Source organism: Amycolatopsis sp. GM8, assembly GCF_021653975.1.
In the GTDB taxonomy this organism is placed as follows: Bacteria; Actinomycetota; Actinomycetes; order Mycobacteriales; family Pseudonocardiaceae; genus Amycolatopsis_E.
Window position 1 is genome coordinate 123,555 of sequence record NZ_JAJKFK010000001.1, and the last position, 26,138, is coordinate 149,692.

A 26,138-nucleotide genomic window follows, 5' to 3' on the forward strand; every position below is an offset into this window, starting at 1 on the left:
TCAGTAGATCCCGCGGGCCGGCCCGAGCAGGCCGATCTCGGCGACCTGCCCGCTGATCAGCCCGCGGTCGGTCACCAGGTACAGGATCGTGCGGGACACGTCCTCCGGTTCCAGGTACCGCACCCCGTTGAGGCCGTAGTCGAGGTCGTCCAGCCGCTGCTGGAACTGCTCGCGGGTGGGGTTCTCCAGGTCCGGGCAGAAGATGTCGTACGTCGGCTGGTTGAAGAACAGGTCGGTGCCCACCGCACCGGGGCAGATGGCGTTGACGGTGATGCCGTCGCCCGCCACCTCGAGCGCGGTGGTCTTGACCAGTCCGATGACGCCCCACTTGGCGGCGATGTAGTGCCCCAGGTTGGGCGCCGTCTGCCGCGCGCCCATCGAGGACGTCGCCACGATGCGGCCGTAGCGCTGCTCGCGCATGCGCGGGAGGACAGCCCGGATCGTCTTGAAGATCCCGGTCAGGTTGGTGTCGATGATCGTCGACCACGACTCGTCCGACGTCTTCTCCACCGTCGAGAAGTCGACGATCCCGTGGTTGGCCAGCAGGATGTCCAGCCGGCCGAACTCCGCGATCGTCCCTGCCACGGCGTCGTCGACCTGCGCGGTGTCCCGCGCGTCCATGACCACGCCCCGCGCCCGCACGCCCAGCTCTTCGACGAGCTTGACGGTCTCCGCCAGCTGTTCTTCGGTCGCCATCGGGTAGCCGAGCACCGGCACGTCCGCGCAGCTGTCGGCGACCACGATGTCCGCGCCCTCGGCGGCCAGCGCGAGCGCGTGCGCCCGCCCCTGGCCGCGCGCGCCGCCCGTGATGAACGCGACCCGCCCGTCGAGCTGTCCCATTCCGGTCCTTCCCTCCGTGCCGCGCCGCTCAGACGTCGATCTTGTACAGCTTGGCCGCGTTGTCCTGCACGATCTTGCGGATGATGTGCGGCGGCAGGCCGTAGAGCTTCTCCTCCGACCGCTCGACCGGCGACGGGTAGAGGCTCGTCGGGTGCGGGAAGTCGGTCTCCCACAGGACGTTGTCCGCGCCGATGCGGTCCAGCAGCGCGAGCGGGCCCGCGTCCTCGAACCAGAAGGTGCCGAAGACGCCCTTGCCGAACATCTCCTTCGCCGGCGGCAGCTCCGGGTCCGAACCGCCGGGGAACTCCTCGCGGTACTCGTAGTCGATGCGCTCGAGGATGTAGGGGATCCAGCCGATGCCGGACTCCACGCTGACCCAGTTCAGCTTCGGGTACCGGATGAGCACGTCGGAGGCGCACAGGTTCGACACGAAGCGCGAGTTCGACAGCTCGGTCTGGATCGAGCGGACCGGCTTGGCCGCACGCTCGGGCAGCGACGGCCACGCGGCGCCGCCCTGCTCGCCCTTCCAGTTCCGCGCGCCGATGTGGATGTTGATCGGCAGTTCGAGGTCGGAGAGCACCTCGTAGAGCGGGTACCAGTGCTCGGTGCCGAGGTCGGGCAGGCCGCCCTGGTGCGGCTCGCCGGCCATCAGCACGCCGGTGAGGCCGATGTCCTTGGCGCGCTTGGCCTCCGCGACCGACTGCTCGATGTCCCAGAACGGCAGCATGGCCTGTGGCAGCAGCCGCTCATCGCCTTCGGCCTGCCATTCGCGCATGGCGTCGTTGTAGATCTGGCAGATCACGTAGGACAGGTCCCGGTCCAGGTTCTGCACCATGGCCGGGGCGGCGAAGCCCATGATGTTGGGGTAGACGATCTGGGCGTAGACACCCATCTCGTCCATCAGCTCGACCCGCGGTTTGGCCTCGACGGCGGCGGCGTGGATCTCGTCCTTGCTGCCGCCGATCTGGCTCTTGTCGCGGTCGTACTCCTGCATGTCGGCGCCGTAGTACGGGATCTTCTCGCCGGCCTTGTTCACGAAGGCGATGCTGTTGTTCCTCGACAGCTTCTTGTCGCCGTCGACGAACCAGTAGCTCTGCCCATCGGTGTCAGTCCGCGTCTGGGGGACCCGGTCCGCGTACTTCGCCGGCGCCCGCGAGGTCCAGAGGTCCTCCGCCTCGGTGACGTGCGTGTCCGCGTCGATCAACTTGAGGCCTGCGAAGGGGCCACTCTGCCGCGGCTTGTAGGTCATCTGCCCGCCTTTCGACTACGGCGTCGGGGGTACCCGGATGACCGTGCCACCTGCGGCCCGACTTGTCAACATCAGTGTTTATCGCAGACTCAACGGCTCCGTTGACACCCGGGTCGCACGCGCCGTACGTTGACCTTCATGAAGGTCGTGATCGACGGGTCCGCGGCGAGCGTCGCGGTGGCCGATGCGGAAAATCTCCAGGGTCTGAGCGTCGAACTGCGGGACGTGACCCCCGAGCGGGCGGGCGAGCTGCTCGGCGACTGGGGGCGCGTCGACGGCGACCACGTCTGGCTCGACATCGCCACCCTGAAGGCGAAATGCCCCTTCCCCCGCAGCGCCGAATGGGACGAGCAGTTCGCCGGCGCGATGGCGTACGCCGGAAAGAAGGGCTGGACCGACGTGACCGGCACCCGGGTGCGCGCCCACATCGAAAAACGGCGCGGGCTGATGGTCACCCGCGAGCTGGCCGCGTTCGTCCACGACGCCCCGGAAGCCACGTCCCCCCGTGCTGTCGAAGTCGCGAAACAGGCCGTACTCGACCTGTTCGGCGTGACCGTCGCCGGCGCCTCCGAAGAGGCCGGGAAGCTCGCGCTGGCCTACGCCCGCTCGCAGGGCGGTGCCGGCACGGCAGCCGTCCTGGGCGGCGGCGTCCGGCTCACCCCGGCGCTGGCGGCGCTCGCGAACGGGACCGCGGGGCACGCGCTCGACTACGACGACATCGGGCTCGGCGCTGGGCACATCAGCGTAGCGATCCTGCCGGCGGTGTGGGCACTGGCCGAGGACACCGGGGCGGACGGAGCCGCGTTCATCGACGCGCTGGTCGTCGCCTACGAGGTGGCGCACCGGCTGACCACGATGTACCCCGACACGCGGCTCGGGCCGTACGCGGCGGGGTATCACAAGCCGTCGGTGTATTCGAGTCTCGGCGCTGCAGCGGGTTGCGCGCGGCTGCTCGGGCTGCCGGCCGAGGAGACCGCGCACGCGCTCGGGATCGCCGCGTCGCAGGCGGGCGGGCTGCGCGCGAACTTCGGCACCATGACCAAACCGCTGCACGCCGGGATCGCGAACCGCACCGGGATCGAGGCGGCACTGCTGGCGCGGTCCGGGTTCACCGCGAGCCAGGAGATCCTGGAGCAGCGGTTCGGCTGGCACGACGTGATTTGCCGCGGCGAGGGCGATCTCGACGTGGTCCTCGACGGGCTCGCCGAGACGGGCAGCACGCGGCCGTACGCGATCGAGGAAGGGCTCATCTTCAAGGGATATCCCTGTTGCGGGGCCAACCACTGCGCGATCGGCGGCATGGTCGGGCTGCTGCGCGAAACCGGGCTGACGGAGCCGGACATCGCGGAGGTCGACGTGTGGATCGAGCGGCGGAACCTCGAAGACGTGCTGGTGTACCCGTGGGCGCGCACGCCGCTGGAGGGGAAGTTCTCGCTGGCGTACAACGTGGCGGCCGCGATGGTCGACGGCGCGGTCACGGTGGACACCTTCACCGAGCCCGCCCGCGAGCGGCTCACGGCGTACCGGGACAAGGTGCGCGTGCACGCGACCCCGGACCTACCGGCGGACGGCGCGCGCATCCGCGTGGTGACCCACGACGGCCGGACGGTCGAGAAGGAGCAACTGGTGGTGCGCGGCAGCCTCCGCGACCCGATGACGTGGGCAGACCTGACGGAGAAGTTCCACGGCAACCTGCGCGGCCGGGTGGCCGGGGACGAAGACGTCGCGGCGGCGATCGCGGATCTGGAGCACTGCGCGAAGCTGACGGCGGTGACGGAGCCCCTGGTGGGGTGAGTGGGTGGTGGAAGAGGGGCCCGCGCCGTGCTGACGCGGGCCCCTTTTACCGTCCTGCGGCCACTTCCGCGGCCAGCTTCAACCGCTCGGCCAGATCCGGCCGCGCCATCCGCCGCACCAAACGCCGCGTCGCCGCCAGTGCCCGGTAATCCCCATCCACCAGGTCCGCGACCCGCCGCTCGACGACGGCATCCAGCTGGGCGCGCGGAACCACCGCCGTGAACAGGCCCACGGCTTCGTCGGCGTCGAAACGCCTTCCTGTCAACAGGAAGTCCAGCGCCGCCGTCGGGCCCAGGCGGCCCACGCACGCCGCGGCGGCCGGGCCGGCCACCAGGCCGAAGCGCACCTCCGGCAGGCCGAAGAAACCGTCCGCGGTCGCGACGGAGATGTCCGCCGCGGCCGCGATCGCCAGGCCTGCCCCGTAAGCCGCGCCGTTGACGCGGGCGACCACCGGTACCGGCGAGGCCTCGATCCGCTCCAGGATCGAGGCCAGCAGCGAGGTCGCCGCGGCGACCGCCGCCGGATCGTCCAGTTCGGACCGGTCCGCGCCCGACGAGAACGTCGTGCCCGCGCCGGTGAACACGACCACGCGCACGCCGGCATCCTCCGCGACCCCGGCCAGCGCACGGTCGAGGTCGGCCAGCACGGTCGAGCCGAGCGCGTTGCGGGTCGGGGCGTCGTCGAACGTGAACGTGACGACACCCCGCGCGTCCCGGGTGCGACTCAGACCCACGTGCCTTCCGCATCCTTCTCCGCGAACCGCGGGATGACCTTCTCGGCGAACGCGTGCAGCGTCTCCTCGTTCTCCTCCGGGTCGAGGTGCCCCTGGCCGAACTGCAGCCACATCTCGTTGAAGCCCAGCTTCTCGTGCGCGTGCTCGATCTGGCGCGAAACCTCGTCGACGTCGCCGATCAGGCAGTTCGCGTAACCCTGGCCGAAGGGCAGGAAGAAGGTGTTCCAGTACCAGTCGTGCTCTTCCTTGATGCGCTCACGCTGCTTCGGGTTGGCGCTCAGCATCAGCACGCCGCCCCAGGCCGCCGCGTCCTCGCGCTTGACGTCGCGCCCCGCCTCGCCGGCGGTCTTGAGGTAACGGCTCCACAGCGCCTCGCAGAAGTCCATCTGGTTGGCCATCACGATCGGCTTGCCGCCCTCGCGGGCCCACATGTCGATCGTGCGCATGCTGTGCGCGAACGCGCCGTAGAGCGGCGGGTGCGGGTCCTGATAGCAGCGCGGCGCGATGCCGATCTCGTGCACCATGCCGTCCTCGCCCATGCCGGCACCGAACTTCTCGTACGCCGGGTGCCCGGTCAGGCCGCCCGCGGGCGGGAACTGCCAGTACTTGCCCTTGTGGCTGAAGGTCGAGTTCAGCCACGCCTTCTTGACGATCTGCACCGACTCTTCGAAGATCTCGCGGTTCATGTTGTCGATGTCGTCGCGGCTCTTCGCCAGCTCCGGCGTCGTCGCGTTGACGCCCGGCACGGCGCCGTACGAACCGACCCACCGGCTCTGGTAGCCGCGGGTGAAGCCGACGTTGAGGCGGCCCTTCAGCATGTGGTCCAGCGTCGCGATCTCCTCGGCGGCGCGGACCGGGTTGTGCGTCGTGAGGACGTAACCCAGGGTCGAGACGCGCATGCGCTTCGAGTGCAGCCCCACGAACAGGCTGAACATGCCCGGGTGGTTGGTGATCTCGAAACCCTCGATCTGCAGGTGGTGCTCATTGTGCCCGTAGCTCGCGTAGCCGAGCTCGTCGGCCAGCCTGATGTAGCCCCGGATCTCTTCGAGATAGCGCTGGTACAGCTCCTTGTTCTGACCGGCCATCCCCTGCTCGATCTCGGTCTTGCGCCCGATCATGCCCGGCTGGATCAAATGGAACTTCATGGACAACCTCCATCGAGGGAAAAGCCTTCACAAACCCGTTCGCGTTCGCAGCATCCCGCAGCGGCCGCAAGCTGTCAACTCGTGTGTTGACAACTTCTGTCGCCACTACACACGAGCGTTGACCCGCTCGTCAACTCGGACGTAGACTCCACTGGTGTTCGACCTTCCCGAAGGCGTCGTCGACGCCTGGATCAACCCGAACATCTTTCCACCACAGGACGAGACCGACGTCTCGTATCTGTTCCCCGGATTGCGGGAACGGCTCGAGCAGGGCACCTCGCTCGCACAGCTGGTGGACGAGATGGACGAGGCCGGCGTCAGCAAGGGCATCCTCTGTTCCGGCTATGCCGGCGAGGGCGACCGCGAATGGTGCACCGCCGCGCGCGACAAGTTCCCCGAGCGGTTCGGCCTTTCCCACGTGGTCGACCCGCGCGAGGGCATGTGCGCGGTCCGCCTCGTCGACAGCCTGGTGCGCGACGGGCACGTGCTGATCCGCATGCTGGGCCTGCAGACGCGGCTCTACTACAACGACCCGGCGCTGTACCCGGTGTACGCCAAATGCGCCGAACTCGCCGTGCCGGTCGGGCTCAACGTGGGCTTCCCCGGACCGCGCGTGCCGAGCAAGTACCAGGACCCGATGGCGGTCGACGACGTCGCCGAGTTCTTCCCCGAGCTGCAGATCGTGCTGCAGCACGGCGGCGAACCGTGGGTCGACGTGTGCGTGAAGCTGATGGTCAAATGGCCTGCGATCAGCTGGATGAGCTCCGCGATCGCGCCGAAGCACATCCCCGAGGCGATCATCCGCTACGCCAACACGCGTGGCGCCGACCGGGTGATGTTCGCGAGCGACTACCCGCTGCTGACCCACGAGCGGTGCCTGCGGGAAGCGCGCGCGCTGCCGTGGCGCGATCAGGAGAAGTTCACGAAGTTCGTGTCCGGCAACGCCCAGCGGCTGTTCTTCGGCGCATGAGCGCCATCTCACAGCGGCGTTGACCGGGCGCCCCATGGCGGGTGGTGATACTTTTGCGATTGGTCAACGCTGGCGTTGCCGAAGCCCGCCGGCCACTCCGCGCGGGCCGCGAAGTTCATCACGGAGGCATGGGCACATGACCGTAAGCGGGATCGAGGCGCGCCGCAAGGCGGCGCTCGAGGACGGCAACGAAAGCTACCTGGCGCGCCGGGACGAGATCATCCGCGCCGCCGCGCACGTCTTCCGCGAGCGCGGGGTCGAGGCCACTACGCTCCGGGACATCGCCGAGGCGACGAACACCGACCGCGCGTCGCTGTACTACTACGTCAGCAGCAAGGAGGAGGTGCTCCGCGAGATCGTCCGGCAGGCGCTCGGGCGGGACATCGCCGCCGCCGAGAAGGTCCGCCGCAGGCGCGCCGCGACCCCGGACAAGGTCCGCGCGCTCATCGAGGCGATGGTCACATCCTATGCGGACAACTACCCGCACATGAACGTCTACATCGAGGACCTGCGCCGGATCTCGCGCCAGGGCGGCGAATGGGCGGAGGACATCATGACCCGCACCCGCCGCTACGAGTCGGTGGTCCACTCGATCCTCGAGCAGGGCCGCGCCGACGGCTCGCTGCGCACGGACGTCCGCGTGGAGATCGCCGCCCTCGCCCTGTTCGGCATGGTCAACTGGATGCACCGCTGGTACCACCCCGGCGCCACCTGGGCGCCCCGCGAGATCGCGGACACCTACGCCAAGATCTTCCTGCAGGGCTACGGCACCGGGTGATTCCGCCCGGAAGTCAAGGAGAAAGCACGTCATGGATCCCCTGCGAGCGTTCCGCCTCGACGGCCGCGTCGTGATCGTCACCGGCGCGACCTCCGGGCTGGGGCTCGGGTTCGCCCGCGCCGTCACCGCGGTCGGCGGTTCGGTCGTGCTGGCCGGGCGCCGTAAGGACCGGCTCACCGACATCGAGGGCAAGCTGGCCGCCGGCGGGGCGCGGGTCGCCTCGCAGCAGACCGACGTGGCCGATCCGGACGAATGCCGGCGCCTGGTCGACTTCGCGATGGCCGAGTTCGGCCGGGTCGACGGGCTGGTGAACAACGCGGGCGTCGGCGAGTCCATGCCCGCTTCCCGTGCCACGCCGGAACATTTCCGCGGCGTGATCGACATCAATCTGGGCGGCGTGTTCTGGATGGCGCAGGCCTGCGCGAAGGTGATGCGGCCCGGTTCGTCGATCGTGAACGTGTCCAGCGTGCTGGGCCTGATCGCGCCGCGTTTCCCGCAGGCGGCGTATGCGGCGAGCAAGGCCGGGGTGATCGGCCTGACCCGCGACCTCGCGCAGCAGTGGTCCGGCCGCAAGGGCATCCGCGTCAACGCGCTCTGCCCCGGCTACTTCCGCACCGAGATGACCGAGGACGGCGTGCGAGAACTCGCGCAGAACGTCCAGGCGAACAGCATGATGGGCCGGTTCGGCACCCAGGAAGAGCTCGACCCGGCCCTGATCTACCTGCTCGGCAGCGGTTCGTCGTACACGACCGGCACGACGCTCGTCGTCGACGGGGGCATGGTCGCGCTCTGAAACACGAAACCGGCCGGTGCGTCAGCGGTTGGCGTACTTGGGGGCGCGCTTTTCCAGGAACGAAAGCGCGGCTTCTTCGCGGTCCTCGGTCATCGCGGCGAGCACCTGCTGACGGTTCTCCAGCTCGATGGCCGACGCCAGCGACGGCGCTTCCACCGCGGCCCACATGCCTTCCTTGGTGAGCAAAGTGGACAGTGGCGGGTTCTCGCTGATCTGCCCCGCGATTTCGAGCGCCTTGCCGAGAAGCTCCGCGACCGGAACGACGTCGGTGACCAGCCCGATGCGCAAGGCTTCGGCGGCGTCGAAACGCCGTGCCGTCAACAGCAGTTCGTGCGCCCGGCCGGCGCCGACGATGCGCGGCAGCAACCACGACGAGCCGAGGTCGCAGCCGGTGAAGCCGGCCCGCAGGTAGGCCGCGCAGAACACGGCCCCGTCCGCGGCGATCCGGATGTCGGTGGCGGCGGCATAGGAAAGTCCCGCACCCGCGCACGCCCCGTTGATCGCCGCGATCACCGGCTGTTTCAACGCGCGCAGCCGGGTGATCGTCGCGGCGATCTCCGACTGGCGGGTGAGCAGCCCGCGCGTGGTGCCCTGCGCGGCGATCCGGTCGTCGTCGCCGTACCCGTTCAGGTCGAACCCGGCGCAGAACGCGCGGCCCTCACCGGTGAGCACGATCGCGCGCGCGGCGGTCTCGCGCTCGGCCTCCGCCAGCACGGAATGCAGGTCGAGCACCATCGGGAAATTGAGGGCGTTGAGGGAACCCGGCCGCCGGAACGTGATGCACAGGACCCCGTCGCCGATCGAACTCAGCTCAACCGTGCTCATCCGCTCTCCTCTTCAACGTTGATGGTGACCGGCCGTCAGGGACGCACCCGCGCCCGCGGCGCCGCCAGTCCCGGACACGGCGCCGCCGTGCGGAAAACCGTGCCGCCGTCGGGATTCGGGTACTCGTCGCTCTCGCCGGTGAGGATGTACAGCACGTCCAGGTCCGGCCCGCCGAAGGCGACCGACGTCGCGAGCGCGTGCGGGACCGCGATCTCCCCGACCCGAGCGCCGCGGTCGTCCCAGCCGACGACGACGCCCGCCCCGGCCATGGCCACCCACACCGAACCGTCGGCGGCCATCGCCATCCCATCGGGCAGGGCGTCGTACTCGCCGGTGTCCACGAACAACTCCCGCGACGCCGCGATGTCCCGCGGCGTCCCGTCGAGCGCGAACCGCCAGACGCACCGTTTCCCGGAGTCGACCGAGTACAGCACCTCGTCCGCGGGGTCGGCCGCGATGCCGTTGGCGATCTCCAGATCCTCGGTCAGCACGTGCGTGCCGCCGTCGGTGTCGATCAGGTAGAACCGCCCGGCCGCGTGCCCCGGCTTCGGCATCGACCCGGTGAACACCCGGCCGCGCCCGTCCGCGCTGAGGTCGTTGAAGAAGTACTCGTCCTCGCGCGGCTCCAGCAGGGTGACCGTGCGGTCGCCGTCCTTCACCGCGACGTTGCGCCCGCTCACCACGAACCCGCCGTCGGCGTGCGCGACCAGGCCGCCGATCGCCTTGCGGTGCGGAATCACGATCGAGGGCTCGTCCGACCCGGGCGCGAACCGGAACACGCCGCCCTTGATCATGTCGGAGAACACCAGACCGTGCTCCGGGTACCACCGCGCCGCCTCGGTCAGCCCGTACCCGCCGTGCAGCGCCACCAGCTCACGCAACGCCGTCATTTCAGTAGTTTCCGGTTGACCTTGCCGGTCGGCGTCATCGGCAGCTCGTCCACGAACTTCACGATCCGGGGCTTCTTGTACGACGCGAGCCGTTCCCCGACGTACGACGACACCTCCGCCTCGGTCAGCGACGACCCCGGCACGCGCACGACGACGGCCTTCACGACCTCGCCCCACGCCTCGTCCGGCGTGCCGACCACGACCACCTCGTCGATGCTCGGATGGTCGGACAGGCAGCGCTCGACCTCGCTCGGGAAGACGTTCTCGCCGCCGGAGATGATCATGCTCTTGAGCCGGTCGACGATGTAGAAGAACCCTTCCTCGTCCCAGGTCGCGCCGTCACCGGTGTGGATCCAGCCGTCCCGCATGACCTCGGCCGTCTCCTCCGGCTTGTTCCAGTAGTGCAGCATGTTGTTCGGGCCGCGGTGGCACAGCTCGCCCATCGTGCGGCCGTCACGCGGCACCGGCTTGCCGGTCTCGGGGTCGAGCACGGCCAGCGTGGAGAGGATCGTGGAGTTGCCGCACGAGCGCAGCAGTTCCGGCTTCTCCCCGGACAGCGCCCGCCGGTGCGCCTCGGGGCCGAGGTAGGTGCCGGGGCCGAACTCGGTCATCCCCCACGCCTGCATCAGCCCGGCGCCGAAGAGCTCGCCCGCCCGGCGGATGGTGTCCGCGCCCATCGGCGCCCCGCCGTACTCCAGCAGCCGGACCGAGGGGGTCGGCTTGCCGTCACGTTCCAGTTCGGACACCAGCCGCGGCAGCATCGCGCCGATCGCCATGAACGCCGAGACGTTCTCCTGCCGGATCAGCTCCAGCATGTTGTCGGTCTCGAAGTTCGCCACCACGACCGGCCGCCCGCGCAGCAGGTACGCGAACGCCATGTACCCGACGACGTGGAACAGCTGGCCCAGCATCAGGTACACGTCGTTCTCCGCGACCCGGGTGCCCGCCAGGTAGTCGATCGTGCAGGCACCGTAGCTGTACTGCGAGTGCACGGCGCTCTTCGGGACACCCGTCGTGCCGCCGGTCGAGATGGCGACGAACGGCTGGAACAGCAGCGAGCCCGGGTCCGGCAGTAGCGGGCGCACGTCGCCGGCCCGCGTCCGGACCCTGGCCAGCAGGTCCTCGTACTCGGTGTCCTTGCCGCTGGCCCATTCGACCCACGTGGTGTCCACCTGGGTCCGGATCTGGTCCACGACGTCGGCGAACTCGGCTTCGTAGAACACGACCGACGGCGTCGCGTCCCGCAGCGCCGTCACGACCTGCTCCGGGGAGAAGCGCCAGTTCAGCGGGAACAGCAGCGATCCGGTGCGGGCACAGGCCAGGTACAGCTCCATGAGCTCCATCGAGTTGCGCGACAGCGCGGCGACCCGGCTGCCCGGCCGGATGCCGTGCACGTCGAACAGGGCCGTGGCCAGCAGGCCCGTCCGGTCGGCCAGCTGGCCGTACGTCCGGTTGATGCCGCTGACAGGATCGATCAATGCGGGTTGCGCCGCGTTGCGCGCCGCGAACATGTCGGCGAGGCCGGCAATGTTGATCATCGAGGTTCTCCCTGACCGGGGAATGGGGAACGAGGCGTGCTAGCCGAACGCCGGAAGAACCTCCTTGCCGAACAACCGGATCGCGTCCATCGTGTGCTCGTGGGGCATGTCCTTGTACTGAACGAACAAGAGTAGCCGGTCCACGCCGATCTCCTCGTACTTCTTGGCCAGCTTGACGCACCGTTCCGGGTCGCCGACCAGAACCATTTCCTTGTTCTCGAGGTAGTCGTAAGTGAACTTGTCGTAGTCGACGCCGACGAAACGCTGGTAATAGTCGTAGGAACTGTTGTCCTTGAGCTCCGGAATGAGCGACACCAGCAGTTCGATCTGGTCGTGCTGGTACTGCATGACCCCGGCCCGCGCGCGCTCGCGCGCCAGCTCGTTCGTCTCCGCGCAGTGCGCCATCACGAACACGGCGGTCTGGTCGTTGGCCACGGCGCCGATCGGGTCGGCCGTCTTGATCCGCTCGCGGTACTTCGCGATGCGGCTGGCGACCTCCTGCACGTCCAGCGCGAGCGTGAACGACAGCAGGCCGAGCCCCAGCGCGCCGGCGATCTCGTGCGACTCGGGGCTGGTGCACGACATCCACAGCGGTGGGTGCGGCTGCTGCAGCGGCTTCGGCACCAGCGTGCGCGGGGCCTGCTTGAAGTACTTGCCCTCGTGCTCGACGACGGGGTTCTGCCACGCCTTGAGGATCAGCTCCAGGGACTCACGCCACATCTCACGCGTCTCGGCCGGGTTGATGCCGAAACCGCCGAGTTCGGGCAGCGTCGCGGAGCGGCCGGTGCCGAACTCGAGCCGGCCCTGCGAAAGCAGGTCCAGCGTCGCGGCCTGCTCGGCCGCGCGGATCGGGTGGTTGTACGGGTACGGCAGGAGCCGCACGCCGTGCCCGATGCGCATCCGCGTGGTGTTCGCCGCCGCCCAGGTCAGCAGGACTTCGGGGGCGGAGGCGTGGGAAAAGGATTCGAGGAAGTGGTGCTCGACCGAGAAGAGGGTCTTGAAGCCGACCTCTTCGGCGAGCTTGATCTGCTCGAACATTTCGTGGAAGTGGCGCGACTCGTCCTCACGCGAGACCCCGGAAGGCATCTGCCACTCGTAAAGAAGCCCGAATTCCAACTCAATCTCCCGTGATCGCAGTCTTCGCAAGTCGTACCGAACTCAAATCGTGCCTGCCGTCCCCTCGATCTGTCAACCCTGGCGTTGACTGAGCGGGGATTCCGTTTAACCACAGGGAGATCGCCGTGCGTGGACGTGCTCGGTCAGTCCGTCCAGGCGCGGCAACACGTCCGTTGACGGACGCGACGGAACCTCGAAGGCGATCTCCAGGTCTTCCGGCGCGTTCGAGGGCGCCGAGCTTCGGGCGATCCGCGGCGGCGAGCCACGCGGCGGCCTCGTGCTTCTAGAGCGCGCATCGCGAGCACGTGCTCACGGGCGCGTGCGCGGATCGACACCGTGACCGGCGGCGCATCCACTCAACGCCGAGGGGAGGCCCGTGGACATCTCGCCCGCGCGCACAAGGAAACGATCCGGACGCCGCGCCGCACTGGCCGCAGCCGTCCTCACCCTGTTCGGCGCTGCACCAGATCGACGGGGACAACGACCAGCTCGTGTGTGGCACCCTGCCGTGCCGCTCGCCGCTCAGCGCGGTCAATGCCGAGCCGCTGCCGTACCCGCGGGCCGCGCTGCGCTGACCCGGGTGTCGGCGATCGCCCCCCGGCGGCGATCGCCGGACACCTCGTTACAGCGGCGTCATCTGCGAGACGCGCCAGCCGCCGTCGACGTTCTTGACGACGACCCGCACCCGGCTCCCGGTGTAGATGGGCTGGTCGGTGCCGTCCGCCTGGGACTGCTGGTTGAGGAACAGCAGCAGCGCCACCTGGTCGCGCGACGCGTCCACCACCGACTCGGCCGCGACCGTCGTCGTCGTGACGAGCTTGCGGCTCTTCGCCGCCGGCGCGACGGTGTTGGTGACCAGCTGCGCGTAGTCGTTCTTGAACGCGTCCGTGAGCAGATCGGCCCGCTGGTTCGCCGCGCCGTCGATGGACCGGTAGTCGTACGACAGCAGGGTCGCGACGTTCTTCTTCGCCGCGTCGGACGCCTCCGTGCGCGCCGCCTCCGTGTCACCGACCCGCTGGTGCACGACGAACGCCGTACCCGCCGCGCCGGCCAGGATCACCGTGACCGCGCCGAGGATGCCGAGTGTCCACTTCGGACTATTCCGCACGAACAGCACCAGGCGGAAGACCACGAGCAGGATCCGCTGCGGCAGCCACAGCAGGATCGCCTTCACCTTGCTCATTGGACGAACTCCACTCGTGAGGCGAGCCAGCGGCCGTCACCCTGGCGCTGCAGCTCGATGGACATCCGGTACCAGCGGTCCTCGCCGGCCTTGTCGTCCTTGTTCTTCACGCTGCTGGTGATCGCCACGAGCACCTTCGCGTCGTTGCCGTCGAGGCTGGTGATACCGGACTCCGCGACCTTGCCGGTGCTGACCACCTGCGCCTGGTTCACCAGGTCGAGGTAGGAGTCGACGTTGGCCTGGAACTGGTTGGCGAAGTCGCCCGTCCCGGTGGACAGGATCCGCTGGATGTCCTGCTTTCCGGTGGCGTAGTTGATGGTGGCCAGGTTGATCGCCACCTGCCGCCCGGCGTCCAGCGCGGCCGCGCGGTCGTCGTTGCGCTGCTTGTCCGAGAGCAGTTTGCTGCCGAAGATCCCGCCGAACACGAGCGCGGCGACGCAGAGCGCACACAGCAGCGCCCCGATCGCGATGGTCACCTTCGACCAGGGCCGCCGCTGCTCCGGTTCGGGCTCGGGCTCCGGTTCGGCCTCGTCAACGTCAACGTCCACGGCGTCTTCGTCGACCTCCGGGACCACCGCGTCGGCCTTGGCGCGCTTGAACGGCGTCGGCTTGCGCTTCTCTTCGGGCGCGGCAGCGGCGTCCGGCGGTGCTTCGACGGTCACGGTGTGAGACCGCCCAGGACCAGGTTCTGCCATGTCAGCTCCTTTGGTGATGGTGGCTGAGTTCCCGGGCCACCGAGTAGTCCGAGCACGTTGTTGCCCAGTTGCGCGGCCGGGTTGTCGACCGGGATCAGGTCCTTGCCCGGGCTGGTCGCCGAGTACCCGTCGCCGCGGCACTGGTAGATGGTCGCCGCCCTCCTTCCCGGCGGGGAGCCAGGCTCGAAACACTGCAGGTTGCGGGCACCGCGCGTGACACGCGGGTCGTTCTGGGGGATCTGGCAGTAGGCGGTCTTGGGGAACGCCTCGTCCGTCAGGTCCTCCGGGCCGCGGGGCCCGAGCGGCTGGTTCTCCGTGGGCCAGCCCTCCGAACAGCCACCCGGGTAGTTCGCGATCGTCTTGAACGCGAGCCGGAACTGCCCGCCGCGGTCCGGGGCCGCGCCCAGGATCTCGGCGGCGGCGACCATCGGGTAGACGACCAGGACCTCTTCGATCGGCTTGTGATACGCGGCCGCGAGGTCCGTCAACACGCCCGATGACGACAGCAGTGTCGGCGCGCTCGAGGACAGATCCTGGAAGAAGCCCTGCACCTGGCTCGCCGCACCCGGCACCGACCGCAGCAGCTGACGGAAGTCCCCGTCGCTTTGCTCGAGCCGGCCGGTGAAGGCCGCGAGGTCCTTGGTCCACTGCCGGATGGCCGGCGTGGTGGACAGCTGACTGTCCAGCACCGGTTCGGCGTCGGTGAGCAGTTTGCTCGTGGGGCCGTAGTTGGCGTCCGCCTGCCGCACGAGGTTGTCCGTATTGGACAGCAGGCTCCGCAGATCCGGCTCCAGGCCTTGGAAAGCCTGCTGGGCCTCGTTGAGGACCACGCCAAGGCTGTCCGTCGGCACCGAGGTCAACAGGCCGTTGACATCGTCGAGCACCTGCGCGATCTGCCGCGGGATGTGTGTGTGGTCGAGCGGGATCCGCGTCCCGTCCTTCATCGCGGCCGTCGCGCCGGGCCGGGGCACGAAGTCGACGTACTGCTCACCGATCGCCGACACGCTCAGGATGTTCGCGTCGACGTCCTCCGGCACGGCGGCCGAGTTGTCGATGCTCATGTCGACGTCCACCCCGTCGGGGGCGAGCCGCACGTCCTTCACCTTGCCGACCTGGACGCCGCGGTAGGTGACGTTGGCGTACGGGTAGATCCCGGCGCCCTCGCTGAACCGCGCGGTCACGTCGATCTTCCCGACGCCCATCAGATCGGGCACGCGGGCGTACTGGAAGAAGATGATCGCGCCCGCCGTCAGCGACAGGATCGTGAAGACGATGAGCTGGATCCGGACGAACCGGGTGATCACGGGTTACCGCCTTTCGCGCCGAGTAGCCCGTCCAGCAGGCCTTCGACCGAGTTCGGGTCGACCGGCGGCTGTGCCGGCGGGGTCGCGCTGGGAGAGGCCGCCGGCGCTCCCGGCAGGAGCCCGGACTGCGGTGCCTGCGGTGCCCCCGGCTGCGGACCGGGCATCGGCGGCGCGGCGACGGCCGGCGCGGGCGGCGGGTTCACCGGTGCGGTCAGCGGGTTGTCCGCGCGGCGGCGCGATCGCGCTGGGCCACCCGCTCGGCGCGTCGGGCACCCGCCTGCTGACCACGCTGGTCAACCACCTGCACGCGACCGGCGGCCGCTACGGGCTGCAGACCATGTGCGAGGGCGGCGGCATGGCCAACGCCACCCTGATCGAGCGCCTGTAGGAGCATTTTCGATGGAACGACGCCTGTTCACCGAGGATCACGACGCGTACCGGGAGATCGTGCGCGAATTCGTGGTCCGCGAGGTGGCACCGAAACTCGAGCGCTGGGACCGCGAGCGCCTGATCGACCGCGCGACGTGGGAGTCTGCCGGCAAGCAGGGCCTCATCGGGCTCGGCGTTCCCGAGGAGTACGGCGGGGGCGGCCAGCCGGACTACCGGTACCAGGTCGTGGTCATGGAGGAGTTCGCGCGGGTCGGCGCGGCGTCGCTGATCTCGAGCTTCTCCCTGCAGGACGACATCGTGGTGCCCTACGTCAAGGACCTCGGCACCGAAGAGCAGAAACGCCGCTGGCTGCCCGGCATGGCGTCCGGGCAGCTGATCGGCGCGATCGCGATGACCGAACCGGGCGCGGGCAGCGACCTGCAGGGCGTGCGCACCACCGCCCGGCGCGACGGCGGCGACTGGGTGATCGACGGGCAGAAGACGTTCATCACCAGCGGGGTCAACGCGGATCTCGTCATCGTGGTCGCACGCACCGACCCGGCGGCGGGCTCGCGCGGGTTCAGCCTCATCGTCGTCGAAACCGGGACCCCCGGGTTCACCCGCGGCCGCAAACTCGACAAGGTCGGCCTGCACGCTCAGGACACCGCCGAACTGTTCTTCGACAACGTCCGCGTGCCCGTTTCGAACCTGCTCGGTACCGAGGGGCGCGGGTTCACGCACCTGATGGAACGGCTGCCGCTCGAACGCTTGTCGATCGCCACCAGCGCGCTCGCGGGCGCCGAGGCCGTGTTCGCCGGGACGCGGCGGTACTGCTTCGAGCGCAAGGCGTTCGGCCGCTCGATCGGGGATTTCCAGCACACCCGATTCCAGCTGGCGGAAATGGCGACGGAACTGGATGTGACCCGGGCCTATCACGACGCGGCCGTGTTCGCGCTGAACGAGGGCACGCTGAGCGCAGTCGACGCCGCGAAGGCGAAGTGGTGGGCGACGGAAACGCAGAAGCGCGTCGTCGACCGGTGCGTGCAACTGCACGGCGGTTACGGCTACATGATCGAGTATCCGGTGGCCCGGGCGTTCGTCGATTCGCGCATCCAGACGATCTACGGCGGCACGACCGAGATCATGAAGGAGATCATCGGCCGCGACCTCGCCCGCGCGGAAGCCGGCCGTCCTTAGTGTGGTTTGCGGCGGGGCGCGCGTTTCCCGGGACGGCGGGCGAGGCCGACGGTCATCAGCGCGATGTCGACGTAGCGCCGCGCCAGCCGGTCCGGGTCGAGCGCCCCGTCCGGCTGGTACCACCGGCTGATGCTCTGGCACATGCCGAGCAACGCGCGCGCGGTCTCGACGGGGTCCTTCGGCGTGAAGATCCCTTGGCGCGTACCGGTTTCCACGATATCGCGGAGCACGTTCTCGACCTCCTTGCGGCGCGCGGCGTAGCGGCGGCGGTTGACCGGCGAGAGGTGGCGGAGTTCGCCGTCGAGCGCGGCGAGCGTCGGGCGGTGCGCCATGTGCAGCACGATGGCCTCGACGACGTTGACGAACTGCAGGTCGGGCCGCTCAGGCGCCGCCCCGGCCGCCGCGCGGACCCGCCACGCGACCTCGCCCGTGCCGAGTTCGAGGAGCGCGGTGAACACGCCTTCCTTGTTTTCGTGGTGGTAGTACAGCGACGGCACCGTCTGCCCGACGCGGCGCGCGATGTCACGGACTGTCGCACCGTGGAAGCCGTTCTGGTGGAACACTTCGAGCGCGGCCTCGAGAATCGGGGTCAGCTCGAGCGGCCCGAACTCGCGCCAGTCCCTCGTGGTCGCCGGGTCCGGGCGCACCGCCACGCTTCGCCGAGCCATCACACCCCTTTCGCCGTGCCTGCGGGGGAAAGCATAGCGGTCTAGCTAACGATCGCTAAGCAGTCCCACGCGGTCCGGCACGCCGTGGTAACGGGGAAGGCCGTCGAACGCCGGGAATTCCGCGGATGCGGTCATTGCCGGGCCTCGATGTCGATCGGTGCCGGACGGTGGTGCGTCTGGACGCGTGTTCGGGCGATAGCGGCCAATGGGGTGATCTCGAAGTCGGAGTAGCGGGGGGCGGCGAGTTCGTCGGCGAATTCGGCCCGCGTGGCGGGGTTGTTGACGGGTACACCGTCTTTGTCGAGGTACCAGCTGTGGCAGCCGCCGGTGACCCAGATGGTGCGGCTGGCCCGGTCCCGGACCTGGCTGACCCAGTGGGCACTGGCGTCGTAGCGGGGGGCGAGGGCGACCCGGTCGGCGCGGATTCTGTCCAGGCACTGCATGACGTAGTCGACGTCGATTTCGAGGATGGGCACCACTGATCCGCTGGAGGCCGGTGTGTACGGGCCGTTGATCATGAAGAAGTTCGGCATGGCGGGCAGGGCGACGGTGCGGTAGGTCAGGTAGCCGTGTCGCCAGAGATCGTCGAGTGCGATGCCGCGTTGCCCGGTCACGGTCATGGGTCGCAGGAAGGCATGCGCCTGGAATCCGGTGGCGAGTACGAGCACGTCGAGGGAGTGGTGCCGTCCGTCGCCGGTGACGACGCCGCTGGTGTCGACGTGATCGATCGGGCTGGTGACCACGTTGACGGCCGGGCGCTGCACGGCTTGGTAGAAGTTGGGCGAGTTGACCATGCGTTTGCAGCCGGGTCCGTAGTCCGGGGTGAGTTTCGCTTTCAGTGCGGGATCGCTGATCGTGTCGAGGCCGGCCTGGGCGCGCTGGTTGTAGCCCGTACGGTCGCCGCGGGTGAGGATCCGGGTGGCTTTGGCAGTGGCGCGGGACAGGTGCCGGTAGTAGGCGCCGCTGGCCCAGGGCACGTGCCGCAGCGCCCAGCGCAGCCAGCCGGGAACAGGGTTGTTGGGCACGGTCATGACCCATTGCGGGGTGCGCTGGAACAGGGCGAGATGCCCGACCGTTGGCGCGAGGGCCGCGGTGATCTGGGTGGCGCTGGAGCCGGTGCCGACCACGCCGACCCGTTTGCCATCGGTGTCCAATGTGGAGGGCCAGGCGGTGCTGTGGAACGCCGGGCCGGCGAAGGTGCTCAGGCCGGGGATGGCGGGGATGCTGGGGTGGTGCAGGCGTCCGACGGCGGAGATGACGACATCGGCGTCCATGCTCGTGCCGTCGTGAAGCCGCAGCTGCCAGTGGTCGCCGTGCCAACACAGGTCGGTGACGCGGGTGCCGTACCGGATGTGGGGTGTGATGCGGTATTTCTCGGCGGTACGGCGGTAGTAGGCGAGGATGTCGGGCCCGCCGGCGAAGCGGTGGGTCCAGCCGGGGTTGGGTTCGAACGAGTAGGAGTACAGGTGGGCAGGGTCGTCGCAGGCCACGCCGGGGTAGGTGTTCTCGCGCCAGGTCCCGCCCAGGGAGTCGGCTTTTTCCAGGATGGTGAAAGCGGTGATGCCGCGGTCGCGGAGTCTGATCCCGGCCAGGATGCCACCGATGCCGGCTCCGATCACCACGACCCGGGGGAACGGCCGGTCCGCGGCGGCCGGTGCGAGCTGGGGCGGACGGCGCGAGGTGTCGTGGCGAGTCACGGGTGATCGGGAACCTTTCGTGAGGGAACGGCTAGGACGCCAGCGGTGCGGGGTCGCACCGCCCGAGGTGGCCGATTCCGGTGGGCCTGCGCGAGCCGGCGAGGCGGGCGGCGTGCCAGACGGTGGCGTGGATCGCGGTGATCACCGGTTTGTTCAGTTCGGCCTCGAGGACGGGGATGGCGTCGCTGGTGTGAATGTTGGTTTCGGGGATCAGCACAGCCTGCGCGTCGGTGTGGTCGCAGCCGGCGGCCATCCGTCGAAGGTCGGTGAGCCGCAGGCGGTGGTCGTCGTCGGGCTGCTGGTGCCACCCTTCGCTGGCGTGCGAAACGGTGGTGATGCCGGCAGCGGCGAGGAACGCGATGAAACGTTCGGTGAGTTCGGGCCGGTAGACCGAGGCGATCGCGACCCGCGTGCGGCCGAGCGCGCGGCAGGCCGCTACGAAGGCGGTCGCGGTGGTGGACGCGGGCGCGGAGGTGCCGCGGCGCAATGCCTGAAGCACGAGGTGATCGCCGCCGGCGCCGGCGGCGAAGCTGGCGGCGGTGCAGGCGAAGGTCACGGCGGCCGGGTCGATGGGAGTGAACAGCCGCGCCGCGTCCGTGATCGCGGGATCGCCGGCGAGTTGGGTCATGCGCTGGACCCAGTGGTGGCGGAACCATTCGGGTTCGGGCCATGGGAAGCGGGTGACATGCAGCGTCACGTCGGGCGGCGCGAACCGGAGGAATTCGGTGTCGCAGACGCCGTTGCTGGGGTAGATGACCCCGACCCGGCGGGGTGACGGGGGCGGGTCGGGAGGGCTGAGTCTTCGGGGGTCGGGGCTCACGAATCCAGCACAGCGCTGTGCGGCGTCGGTGTCCAAGACGGATGCTCCATGATGTGATGAGTCGGGCTTATGGTCGCCGGTTGCCGCACGGTGGAAGGACGCGTGCGACAAGGACGCCATGGGGTCCCGGACAGCACCCGTCTGGGAACCCATGGCGCGATGATCGGTATCAGGCCAGACCGTGTTCGGGTTCGCGCCGTGTCTGTCCACCGTGGACTGTGGTGTCCTGTCCGGCGACACCGGGCACGGTGCGACCGCGCAGGGAGCTGCCGACGGTTTCGGGGACCTTGATCAGGGCGATCATGGCGATGAGGCAGGCCGCCATCAGATAGAAGGCGGGCATGAGCTTGTTTCCGGTGCTGTCCACGAGCGCGGCGGCCACGAACGGGGCGGTGCCGCCGAACGCGGCGGTGGCCACGTTGTAGGAGGTGGCCATCCCGCTGTAGCGGACGTGGGCGGGGAACATCGCCGGGAATGTCGCCGAGATGGTGCCCAGCTGCAGCACGTACACCAGGCCCAGCACCGTGAACCCGACCAATGCCAAGGCGAATCCGCGGCCCATGAGCCAGAACATCGGCGCGGCGAGGACGAAGGTTCCGGTCAACGAGATCCACCAGATGGGTTTGCGGCCGATGCGGTCGGACAAGGCGCCCGCGAGCGGGATGACGGCCAGCATCGCCACCTGGGCGATGGTCAACAGGGTACTGGTGCTCGTCTTGGACAGCCCGATCGTCTTCTGCAGGTAGGTGGGCATGTAGGAGATGTAGATGTAGGCGGTGATGTTGAGCGCGATCACGATGCCGCCCAGCCGCAGCATCGCGGGCCAGTGGTGACGCAGGAGCCCGGGCAGAACCCGGCGGGCGGTCTGTTCACGTTCACCGGTCTCGACCAATTCATGGAACACCGGTGTGTCCTGCACGCGCCGCCGCAGGTACAGCCCGACCAGGCCCAGCGGCAGCGCGACGAAGAACGGGATTCGCCAGCCCCAGGACGACATCGCGGCCGAGTCCAGGGTCTTGTTCAGGATCAGCACCAGCAGCACCCCGAAGGTCACGCCGGTCAGGGTGCCGAACTCCAGGAAGCTGCCCCAGAAACCGCGTTTCTTGTCGGGGGCGTATTCGGCCATGAAGGTCGCCGCGCCGCCGTACTCGCCGCCGGTGGAAAAGCCCTGCACTATGCGGAGCAGGACCAGCAGGATCGGCGCCCACACCCCGATGCTGGCGTAGGTCGGCAACACCCCGATCAGGAATGTCGCCAGGCTCATCAGGACGATCGTGGTCGCCAGCACGCGATTGCGGCCGATCCGGTCGCCGAGCGGGCCCCAGACCAGGCCCCCCAGGGGGCGCAGCACGAACGACACCGCGAACACCAGCAGAGTCGCGAGTGTCGAATAGGGACCGGGGAAGAAGTTCTTGCCGATTTCCACAGCGACATAACCGTAGACGCCGTAGTCGTACCATTCTGTGGCGTTGCCGATCGCCGCGGCCGCGACCGCGCGCCGCAACACAGGCGGTGCAACCTCGTCGGGCCGATGTTCTGTAGCCTTGTCCATAGGATCCTCCTGCAGAGGCGGTGTCACGCTCGTGAGCGACGACCCCGACGGGCGGCTGTGACCAACCGTGATGACTAAGGACAACAGCCGGGGATGGGGCGGGTCCAAGATAAGGGCTGAATCGAAGTATTGGTTTGGCTTATAATCCCTGAATGTCGCAGGTTCCGGACCTCAGGAAGTGGTATTTCTTCGCGGTTCTGGTCGAGGAAATGAGCTTCACCCGGGCCGCCCGGCGGCTCTACATCTCGCAGCCGGCGCTGAGCCAGCACATCCGGGTGCTGGAGCGCGAGTTCGGGGTGGGGCTGCTCGACCGGGACGGTCCCCGCTTCCGGCTCACTGACGCCGGCCGTGTCGCCGCCGAGGAGGCCAGGCAGGTGCTGGAACTGGCCAGCCGTGCGCGGCTTCGGGTGCAGGCGGCCGGACGCGGCGAGACCGGCCTGCTGCGGCTGGCCTACACCCGCTCGGCGCCCGGTCCGCGCGCCAGCGGGCTGGTGTCGGCGTTCCGGCGCCGCTATCCCGAGGTCGCCATCGAGTCGGAGACCGGGTTCACCAGCCGCAACATCGAACAGCTGGAGGCCGGCGAGATCGATGTCGCGTTCGTGCGTCCACCGATCGAGGGCAGCGGTCTGCTCGAGGTGGAGATCATCGACGAGGAGGAGGTGCTGATCGCGCTGCCCAGCAATCATCCGCTCGCGGCGTGCGAACAGCTCGACCGGCGTCAGATCGCGGGGGAAGCCGTGGTGTTCTGGTCACGCGAACACGGATCCGGCTGGTATGACCACATCCAGCAGCAGGTGTGGCCCCGGCATCCACCCAAGGTCGTGTGGGAGGAACCCGACGACGAGCAGTTGATGCACGCCGTCGCCGCCGGGTCCGGGATCGCCGCGGTGCCCGAACACCGGGCCCGGGTACTGCATGTGGAGGGCGTGACGCTGCGCCACCTCACCGATCCGGTACCCCGCACCGGTCTGGCACTGGCCTACCGGCGCGGGGAACGCAACCCGCTGGTCGAGAATTTCCTGGTGCTGGCACGGATCGAGGCGCCCGGTGGTGCTCCCGCCGGTCAGTAGGTGGCGCGCCCGCCGGAGAAGTCGTAGGTGAACCCGGCGGTGTAGGAGCTCGCGCTGGACGCGATCCACGCCACCAGTTCCGCCAGTTCCGCCAACTGGCCGGGCCGCCCGATCGGTGTGCGGGCCATCAGGTGTTTCACCAGGTCCGGATCCGCGGTGCTGGTGCGCATGGGGGTTTCCAGGATTCCCGGTGCGATCGCGTTGACCAGTACCCCGCTGGAGGCGACCTCCTTGCCCAGGGCCTTCGTCAAGCCGATCACCCCGGCCTTGGCGGCAGAGTATGCCGTCTCGCCGGGGTTGCCCTCTTTGCCCGCCATCGACGCGATGTTGATCACGCGTCCCCAGCCGCGGGTGATCATTCCGGGCACGAGCACCCGGCAGCAGTAGAACACCCCGGACAGATCGACGTTCAGAACTTTGTGCCACGTCTCGACGTCATAGTCGGCGATCGACATCGGCGGGCAGGTCACGCCCGCGCTGTTGACCAGCACGTCGACGGTTCCCAGTCGTGTTTCGATGTCCGCCGCCGCGTCCCGGACGGCCCCGTAGTCGGCGACGTCGACCGCCGCGGTCGATACCGCGCCGTGCGGACCAAGCCGCGACCATGCCTCTTTCACCAGTTCCTCGGACCGGTCCCAGATCTCCACCTGAGCACCGGCGCCCAGCATGCGCATTGCGACCGCCAGGCCGACGCCGCTCCCACCGCCGGTCACCACCGCGGTCTTTCCTTGTAGCTGCGTCATATTCATATCCCATCGTGAACACCACCCGAGCACGGTAGCGGTGGCTCTTTCCCGAATGATCAGTGATGAGCGGGCCGCGGCGCCACAACCGGGCGCGGGCGCGGCCCAGACGGAAACGTGCTGGCGCCAGAGGCACCGGTTATCACGCCTGATCGAAAACGCGTCCCCGGACATTTCCGTGCACGCAATATTGCAAATTGCGATGTGCAAACTTCACCCGAATGGTGGTGGGTCGGAAGCGTCGTCCGCGAGCAGACTCGGCACCGCCGACGTTACGTATTCGACATAACTCTGGGTTTCTACTAGGGGGAATTCCGGTGAACCCTGCAACTGCGCAGGCCGAAGTAATTGTCGATGAACTCGCCAGAAGCGGCGTCCGGCAGGTCGTGCTGTGCCCCGGAGGGCGCAGCGCACCGCTGGCCCGGGCACTCCATCGCGCGGCCGACTCCGGCCGGCTCGAATTGCATGTCCGGGTCGACGAGCGATCGGCCGCGTTTCTGGCTCTGGGGCTGGCTCAGGGGTCCGGTCGTCCGGTCCCGGTGGTCTGTACCTCGGGGACCGCGGTGGCGAATCTGCATCCCGCGGTGCTGGAGGCACATTACGCACGGATCGGTCTGCTGCTGCTGACCGCGGACCGGCCGCCCGAATTGCACCATACCGGCGCCAGCCAAACGATCGCCCAGTTCGGGCTGTTCGGTATGGCGGCGCGCGCGATCGAGTTCCCGATCGCGGAGCGCCGCTCGGGACAAAACCCGGTGTGGCGGGACCTGATCTGCCGGGCGATCGCCTGGGCCGGCGCGGGACAGCCCGTCCAGCTCAACATCCCGTTCCGCGAGCCGCTGACGCCGGTGCTGGATCGGACGTGGTCCGACGATCTGATGGGCCGCCCGGACGGCAAGCCCTGGACCACACTGCCCGAACGGGACGTCGTGTTCCGTAACCACACCGGGATCGAGCTGCCGGCCAACACCCTGGTGGTGATGGGCAGCAGCGACCCTCAACGAGTCCGCGCGGTCGCGGAGGTGGCCGCCGAAGCGGGCTGGCCGGTGATCGCCGAGCCGACCGCCGTCGCCCCGGCGCGGCAAAGCGGGGCCAGCGTGCTGCGCTGCGGCGTCCTGCTGCTCGCCGGCGGTGAGTTGCCGACCGGGATCCGCCATCTCCCGTCGCCCTTGCGACCCGAGGCGGTCCTGCTGGTCGGTCGCCCGACCCTCTCGCCCGACGTCGGCCCGGTGGTGGGCGACGTTCCCGTGTTGAGCGTGGACGCCTACCCCGAATGGTCCGATCCCGCCCACACGGTGCGGCACGTCGAGGAATGGCTCGACGTGGACGACGTCCCCCACGCCAAGGACCCGAACTCGAAGTGGCTCGACCTCTGGGCACACGCGGATCGCACGGTCGCGGCCGTGGTCGATGAGGCGCTGGACGCGGAACCCTCCCTCACCGGGCTGCGGGTGGCCCGCGATCTGATGGCCGCACTGCCTCCTCAGGCGATGCTGTTCTTGGGCGCCTCCAACACCATTCGCGACATCTACATGGCAGCCGAAGCCCGCGCCGACGTGACCGTGCACGCCAACCGCGGCGTCGCCGGTATCGACGGCAACATCTCCACGGCCGTGGGGCTCGCACTGGGCCTGAACAGCCCTGAGGGCCCCAAATTCCCCTGTTATGCCCTCATGGGCGATCTGACGTTCCTGCACGACACCAACGGCCTGCTGGTCGGCCCCGAAGAACGGCGCCCCAACCTCACTCTCGTCGTGCTCAATGACCACGGTGGCGGGAACTTCTCCCTGCTGCCCGACGGGGCACCCGAACACCGCCGCGGTTTCGAACGGGTGTTCGCCACACCTCACGACACCGACCTCGCCGAACTCTGCGCCGCCCATCATGTCGCGCATACCGTCATCGACGACCCCGGCCAATTGGCCGCTGTGCTCCACCAGCCCCCGGTCGGGTTACGTGTCGCCGAGATCCGCGCCGACCGCGACATCCTGCGCATCCAGCACATTCGGCTGCACAAGGCACTGACCGCCGTCGCAGCCAGCATGCTCAACGCCGCGCCGGCCTGATACACGCCATCGGTTCCGCGGCGCCGCGGCGCGTCCCCTGGGGCGGTCATGCCCTGCACCCGCATGCCCGGCGCGTCTCACTCGTCACGCACAGGAAAGAAGG

At 68.9% G+C, this 26,138-nt stretch carries 25 protein-coding genes and 1 pseudogene; 9 read left to right on the forward strand and 17 right to left on the reverse strand.

Features of this window, described 5'->3' with window-relative positions; all coding sequences use genetic code 11:
• Together LOZ83_RS00555 and LOZ83_RS00560 are read right to left on the reverse strand one after the other, a co-directional pair.
• A complete protein-coding gene (locus LOZ83_RS00555) occupies window positions 1-840 on the reverse strand; it encodes a mycofactocin-coupled SDR family oxidoreductase (protein WP_236787772.1) in 840 nt (279 codons plus the stop codon).
• A 28-nt stretch (window positions 841-868) separates the two neighbouring features.
• Entirely contained in the window at window positions 869-2,089 is a 1,221-nt protein-coding gene (locus tag LOZ83_RS00560; protein ID WP_236787773.1) for an amidohydrolase family protein, read from the reverse strand.
• A gap of 138 nt (window positions 2,090-2,227) precedes the next feature.
• On the opposite strand from LOZ83_RS00560, the gene LOZ83_RS00565 reads away from it, so the two are divergent.
• Window positions 2,228-3,883, forward strand: coding sequence for an MmgE/PrpD family protein (locus LOZ83_RS00565; protein ID WP_236787775.1), 1,656 nt, complete (start codon window positions 2,228-2,230; stop codon window positions 3,881-3,883).
• A 46-nt stretch (window positions 3,884-3,929) separates the two neighbouring features.
• On the opposite strand, the gene LOZ83_RS00570 is transcribed toward LOZ83_RS00565, so the two are convergent.
• Both LOZ83_RS00570 and LOZ83_RS00575 read right to left on the reverse strand, forming a co-directional pair.
• Window positions 3,930-4,616 carry an enoyl-CoA hydratase/isomerase family protein gene (locus LOZ83_RS00570; protein ID WP_236787777.1) on the reverse strand — a complete coding sequence of 229 codons (687 nt, stop codon included), beginning with the start codon at window positions 4,614-4,616 and terminating at the stop codon, window positions 3,930-3,932.
• Window positions 4,607-5,761 carry an LLM class flavin-dependent oxidoreductase gene (locus LOZ83_RS00575; protein ID WP_236787779.1) on the reverse strand — a complete coding sequence of 385 codons (1,155 nt, stop codon included), beginning with the start codon at window positions 5,759-5,761 and terminating at the stop codon, window positions 4,607-4,609. The genes LOZ83_RS00570 and LOZ83_RS00575 overlap by 10 nt, the downstream gene beginning before the upstream one ends.
• A 154-nt stretch (window positions 5,762-5,915) precedes the next feature.
• Here LOZ83_RS00575 and LOZ83_RS00580 point away from each other — a divergent pair, with 154 nt between their 5' ends.
• From LOZ83_RS00580 to LOZ83_RS00590, 3 genes are all read left to right on the forward strand, one after another.
• A complete protein-coding gene (locus tag LOZ83_RS00580) occupies window positions 5,916-6,731 on the forward strand; it encodes an amidohydrolase family protein (RefSeq protein ID WP_236787781.1) in 816 nt (271 codons plus the stop codon).
• A gap of 136 nt (window positions 6,732-6,867) precedes the next feature.
• Entirely contained in the window at window positions 6,868-7,509 is a 642-nt protein-coding gene (locus LOZ83_RS00585) for a TetR/AcrR family transcriptional regulator (protein ID WP_236787783.1), read from the forward strand.
• Between the two features lie 31 nt (window positions 7,510-7,540).
• Window positions 7,541-8,302: an SDR family NAD(P)-dependent oxidoreductase gene (locus LOZ83_RS00590; protein WP_236787785.1), complete on the forward strand. Its 762-nt coding sequence runs from the start codon at window positions 7,541-7,543 to the stop codon at window positions 8,300-8,302.
• Window positions 8,303-8,323: 21 nt separating this feature from the next.
• Here LOZ83_RS00590 and LOZ83_RS00595 read toward each other — a convergent pair whose 3' ends face one another.
• The 4 genes from LOZ83_RS00595 to LOZ83_RS00610 are packed head-to-tail and all read right to left on the reverse strand — an operon-like array spanning window position 8,324 to window position 12,641.
• Entirely contained in the window at window positions 8,324-9,127 is an 804-nt protein-coding gene (locus LOZ83_RS00595; RefSeq protein ID WP_236787787.1) for an enoyl-CoA hydratase/isomerase family protein, read from the reverse strand.
• 35 nt (window positions 9,128-9,162) lie between these two features.
• Window positions 9,163-10,017 (reverse strand): SMP-30/gluconolactonase/LRE family protein, encoded by an 855-nt coding sequence (locus tag LOZ83_RS00600; protein ID WP_236787789.1) that lies wholly within the window; start codon window positions 10,015-10,017, stop codon window positions 9,163-9,165.
• A complete protein-coding gene (locus tag LOZ83_RS00605; RefSeq protein ID WP_236787791.1) occupies window positions 10,014-11,555 on the reverse strand; it encodes a class I adenylate-forming enzyme family protein in 1,542 nt (513 codons plus the stop codon). Before LOZ83_RS00605 ends, LOZ83_RS00600 begins: the two co-directional genes overlap by 4 nt.
• 39 nt (window positions 11,556-11,594) lie before the next feature.
• Window positions 11,595-12,641: an LLM class flavin-dependent oxidoreductase gene (locus tag LOZ83_RS00610; protein WP_236787793.1), complete on the reverse strand. Its 1,047-nt coding sequence runs from the start codon at window positions 12,639-12,641 to the stop codon at window positions 11,595-11,597.
• 335 nt (window positions 12,642-12,976) lie between these two features.
• Here LOZ83_RS00610 and LOZ83_RS00615 point away from each other — a divergent pair, with 335 nt between their 5' ends.
• Window positions 12,977-13,246, forward strand: a complete 270-nt coding sequence (locus LOZ83_RS00615; protein WP_236787795.1) for a hypothetical protein — start codon at window positions 12,977-12,979, stop codon at window positions 13,244-13,246.
• 47 nt (window positions 13,247-13,293) lie between these two features.
• Here LOZ83_RS00615 and LOZ83_RS00620 read toward each other — a convergent pair whose 3' ends face one another.
• The 4 genes from LOZ83_RS00620 to LOZ83_RS00635 are packed head-to-tail and all read right to left on the reverse strand — an operon-like array spanning window position 13,294 to window position 16,056.
• A complete protein-coding gene (locus tag LOZ83_RS00620; RefSeq protein WP_236787797.1) occupies window positions 13,294-13,854 on the reverse strand; it encodes a hypothetical protein in 561 nt (186 codons plus the stop codon).
• Window positions 13,851-14,516, reverse strand: coding sequence for a hypothetical protein (locus LOZ83_RS00625; protein WP_236787799.1), 666 nt, complete (start codon window positions 14,514-14,516; stop codon window positions 13,851-13,853). The genes LOZ83_RS00620 and LOZ83_RS00625 overlap by 4 nt, the downstream gene beginning before the upstream one ends.
• Window positions 14,513-15,853, reverse strand: a complete 1,341-nt coding sequence (locus LOZ83_RS00630; RefSeq protein WP_236787801.1) for an MCE family protein — start codon at window positions 15,851-15,853, stop codon at window positions 14,513-14,515. Before LOZ83_RS00630 ends, LOZ83_RS00625 begins: the two co-directional genes overlap by 4 nt.
• Window positions 15,850-16,056 carry a hypothetical protein gene (locus LOZ83_RS00635; RefSeq protein ID WP_236787803.1) on the reverse strand — a complete coding sequence of 69 codons (207 nt, stop codon included), beginning with the start codon at window positions 16,054-16,056 and terminating at the stop codon, window positions 15,850-15,852. The genes LOZ83_RS00630 and LOZ83_RS00635 overlap by 4 nt, the downstream gene beginning before the upstream one ends.
• Before the next feature lie 20 nt (window positions 16,057-16,076).
• Here LOZ83_RS00635 and LOZ83_RS00640 point away from each other — a divergent pair.
• Window positions 16,077-16,241, forward strand: a pseudogene (locus LOZ83_RS00640) (steroid 3-ketoacyl-CoA thiolase); the annotation flags it as partial.
• 11 nt (window positions 16,242-16,252) lie between these two features.
• Entirely contained in the window at window positions 16,253-17,419 is a 1,167-nt protein-coding gene (locus LOZ83_RS00645; protein ID WP_236787805.1) for an acyl-CoA dehydrogenase family protein, read from the forward strand.
• Here the strand turns inward: LOZ83_RS00645 and LOZ83_RS00650 are convergent.
• The 4 genes from LOZ83_RS00650 to LOZ83_RS00665 form a co-directional block, all read right to left on the reverse strand.
• A complete protein-coding gene (locus LOZ83_RS00650) occupies window positions 17,416-18,087 on the reverse strand; it encodes a TetR/AcrR family transcriptional regulator (protein WP_236787806.1) in 672 nt (223 codons plus the stop codon). The genes LOZ83_RS00645 and LOZ83_RS00650 overlap by 4 nt on opposite strands.
• Before the next feature lie 131 nt (window positions 18,088-18,218).
• A complete protein-coding gene (locus tag LOZ83_RS00655; RefSeq protein ID WP_236787807.1) occupies window positions 18,219-19,784 on the reverse strand; it encodes an NAD(P)/FAD-dependent oxidoreductase in 1,566 nt (521 codons plus the stop codon).
• A 31-nt stretch (window positions 19,785-19,815) separates the two neighbouring features.
• Window positions 19,816-20,604 carry a hypothetical protein gene (locus LOZ83_RS00660; RefSeq protein ID WP_236787808.1) on the reverse strand — a complete coding sequence of 263 codons (789 nt, stop codon included), beginning with the start codon at window positions 20,602-20,604 and terminating at the stop codon, window positions 19,816-19,818.
• A 169-nt stretch (window positions 20,605-20,773) separates the two neighbouring features.
• Complete coding sequence (locus tag LOZ83_RS00665; protein WP_236787809.1) at window positions 20,774-22,156, reverse strand: MFS transporter; 1,383 nt, start codon at window positions 22,154-22,156, stop codon at window positions 20,774-20,776.
• A gap of 152 nt (window positions 22,157-22,308) precedes the next feature.
• On the opposite strand from LOZ83_RS00665, the gene LOZ83_RS00670 reads away from it, so the two are divergent.
• A complete protein-coding gene (locus LOZ83_RS00670; RefSeq protein WP_236787810.1) occupies window positions 22,309-23,226 on the forward strand; it encodes a LysR family transcriptional regulator in 918 nt (305 codons plus the stop codon).
• Here the strand turns inward: LOZ83_RS00670 and LOZ83_RS00675 are convergent.
• Window positions 23,220-23,969, reverse strand: coding sequence for an SDR family NAD(P)-dependent oxidoreductase (locus tag LOZ83_RS00675; RefSeq protein ID WP_236787811.1), 750 nt, complete (start codon window positions 23,967-23,969; stop codon window positions 23,220-23,222). The two genes, LOZ83_RS00670 and LOZ83_RS00675, sit on opposite strands and share 7 nt — an antisense overlap.
• Before the next feature lie 317 nt (window positions 23,970-24,286).
• Here LOZ83_RS00675 and menD point away from each other — a divergent pair, with 317 nt between their 5' ends.
• The gene (gene menD, locus LOZ83_RS00680) at window positions 24,287-26,035 is read left to right on the forward strand and encodes a 2-succinyl-5-enolpyruvyl-6-hydroxy-3-cyclohexene-1-carboxylic-acid synthase (protein ID WP_236787813.1); all 1,749 of its coding nucleotides are present in this window, start codon (window positions 24,287-24,289) and stop codon (window positions 26,033-26,035) included.
• Window positions 26,036-26,138 lie beyond the last annotated feature (103 nt).

Coding starts and splice junctions, on each gene's coding strand:
- LOZ83_RS00555 (WP_236787772.1), bottom strand. CDS start 840: ATGGGACAGCTCGACGGGCGGGTCGCGTTCATCACGGGCGGCGCGCGC.
- LOZ83_RS00560 (WP_236787773.1), bottom strand. CDS start 2,089: ATGACCTACAAGCCGCGGCAGAGTGGCCCCTTCGCAGGCCTCAAGTTG.
- LOZ83_RS00565 (WP_236787775.1), top strand. CDS start 2,228: ATGAAGGTCGTGATCGACGGGTCCGCGGCGAGCGTCGCGGTGGCCGAT.
- LOZ83_RS00575 (WP_236787779.1), bottom strand. CDS start 5,761: ATGAAGTTCCATTTGATCCAGCCGGGCATGATCGGGCGCAAGACCGAG.
- LOZ83_RS00585 (WP_236787783.1), top strand. CDS start 6,868: ATGACCGTAAGCGGGATCGAGGCGCGCCGCAAGGCGGCGCTCGAGGAC.
- LOZ83_RS00590 (WP_236787785.1), top strand. CDS start 7,541: ATGGATCCCCTGCGAGCGTTCCGCCTCGACGGCCGCGTCGTGATCGTC.
- LOZ83_RS00595 (WP_236787787.1), bottom strand. CDS start 9,127: ATGAGCACGGTTGAGCTGAGTTCGATCGGCGACGGGGTCCTGTGCATC.
- LOZ83_RS00600 (WP_236787789.1), bottom strand. CDS start 10,017: ATGACGGCGTTGCGTGAGCTGGTGGCGCTGCACGGCGGGTACGGGCTG.
- LOZ83_RS00605 (WP_236787791.1), bottom strand. CDS start 11,555: ATGATCAACATTGCCGGCCTCGCCGACATGTTCGCGGCGCGCAACGCG.
- LOZ83_RS00610 (WP_236787793.1), bottom strand. CDS start 12,641: ATGCCTTCCGGGGTCTCGCGTGAGGACGAGTCGCGCCACTTCCACGAA.
- LOZ83_RS00620 (WP_236787797.1), bottom strand. CDS start 13,854: ATGAGCAAGGTGAAGGCGATCCTGCTGTGGCTGCCGCAGCGGATCCTG.
- LOZ83_RS00645 (WP_236787805.1), top strand. CDS start 16,253: ATGGAACGACGCCTGTTCACCGAGGATCACGACGCGTACCGGGAGATC.
- LOZ83_RS00650 (WP_236787806.1), bottom strand. CDS start 18,087: ATGGCTCGGCGAAGCGTGGCGGTGCGCCCGGACCCGGCGACCACGAGG.
- LOZ83_RS00665 (WP_236787809.1), bottom strand. CDS start 22,156: ATGGACAAGGCTACAGAACATCGGCCCGACGAGGTTGCACCGCCTGTG.
- LOZ83_RS00670 (WP_236787810.1), top strand. CDS start 22,309: ATGTCGCAGGTTCCGGACCTCAGGAAGTGGTATTTCTTCGCGGTTCTG.
- LOZ83_RS00675 (WP_236787811.1), bottom strand. CDS start 23,969: ATGACGCAGCTACAAGGAAAGACCGCGGTGGTGACCGGCGGTGGGAGC.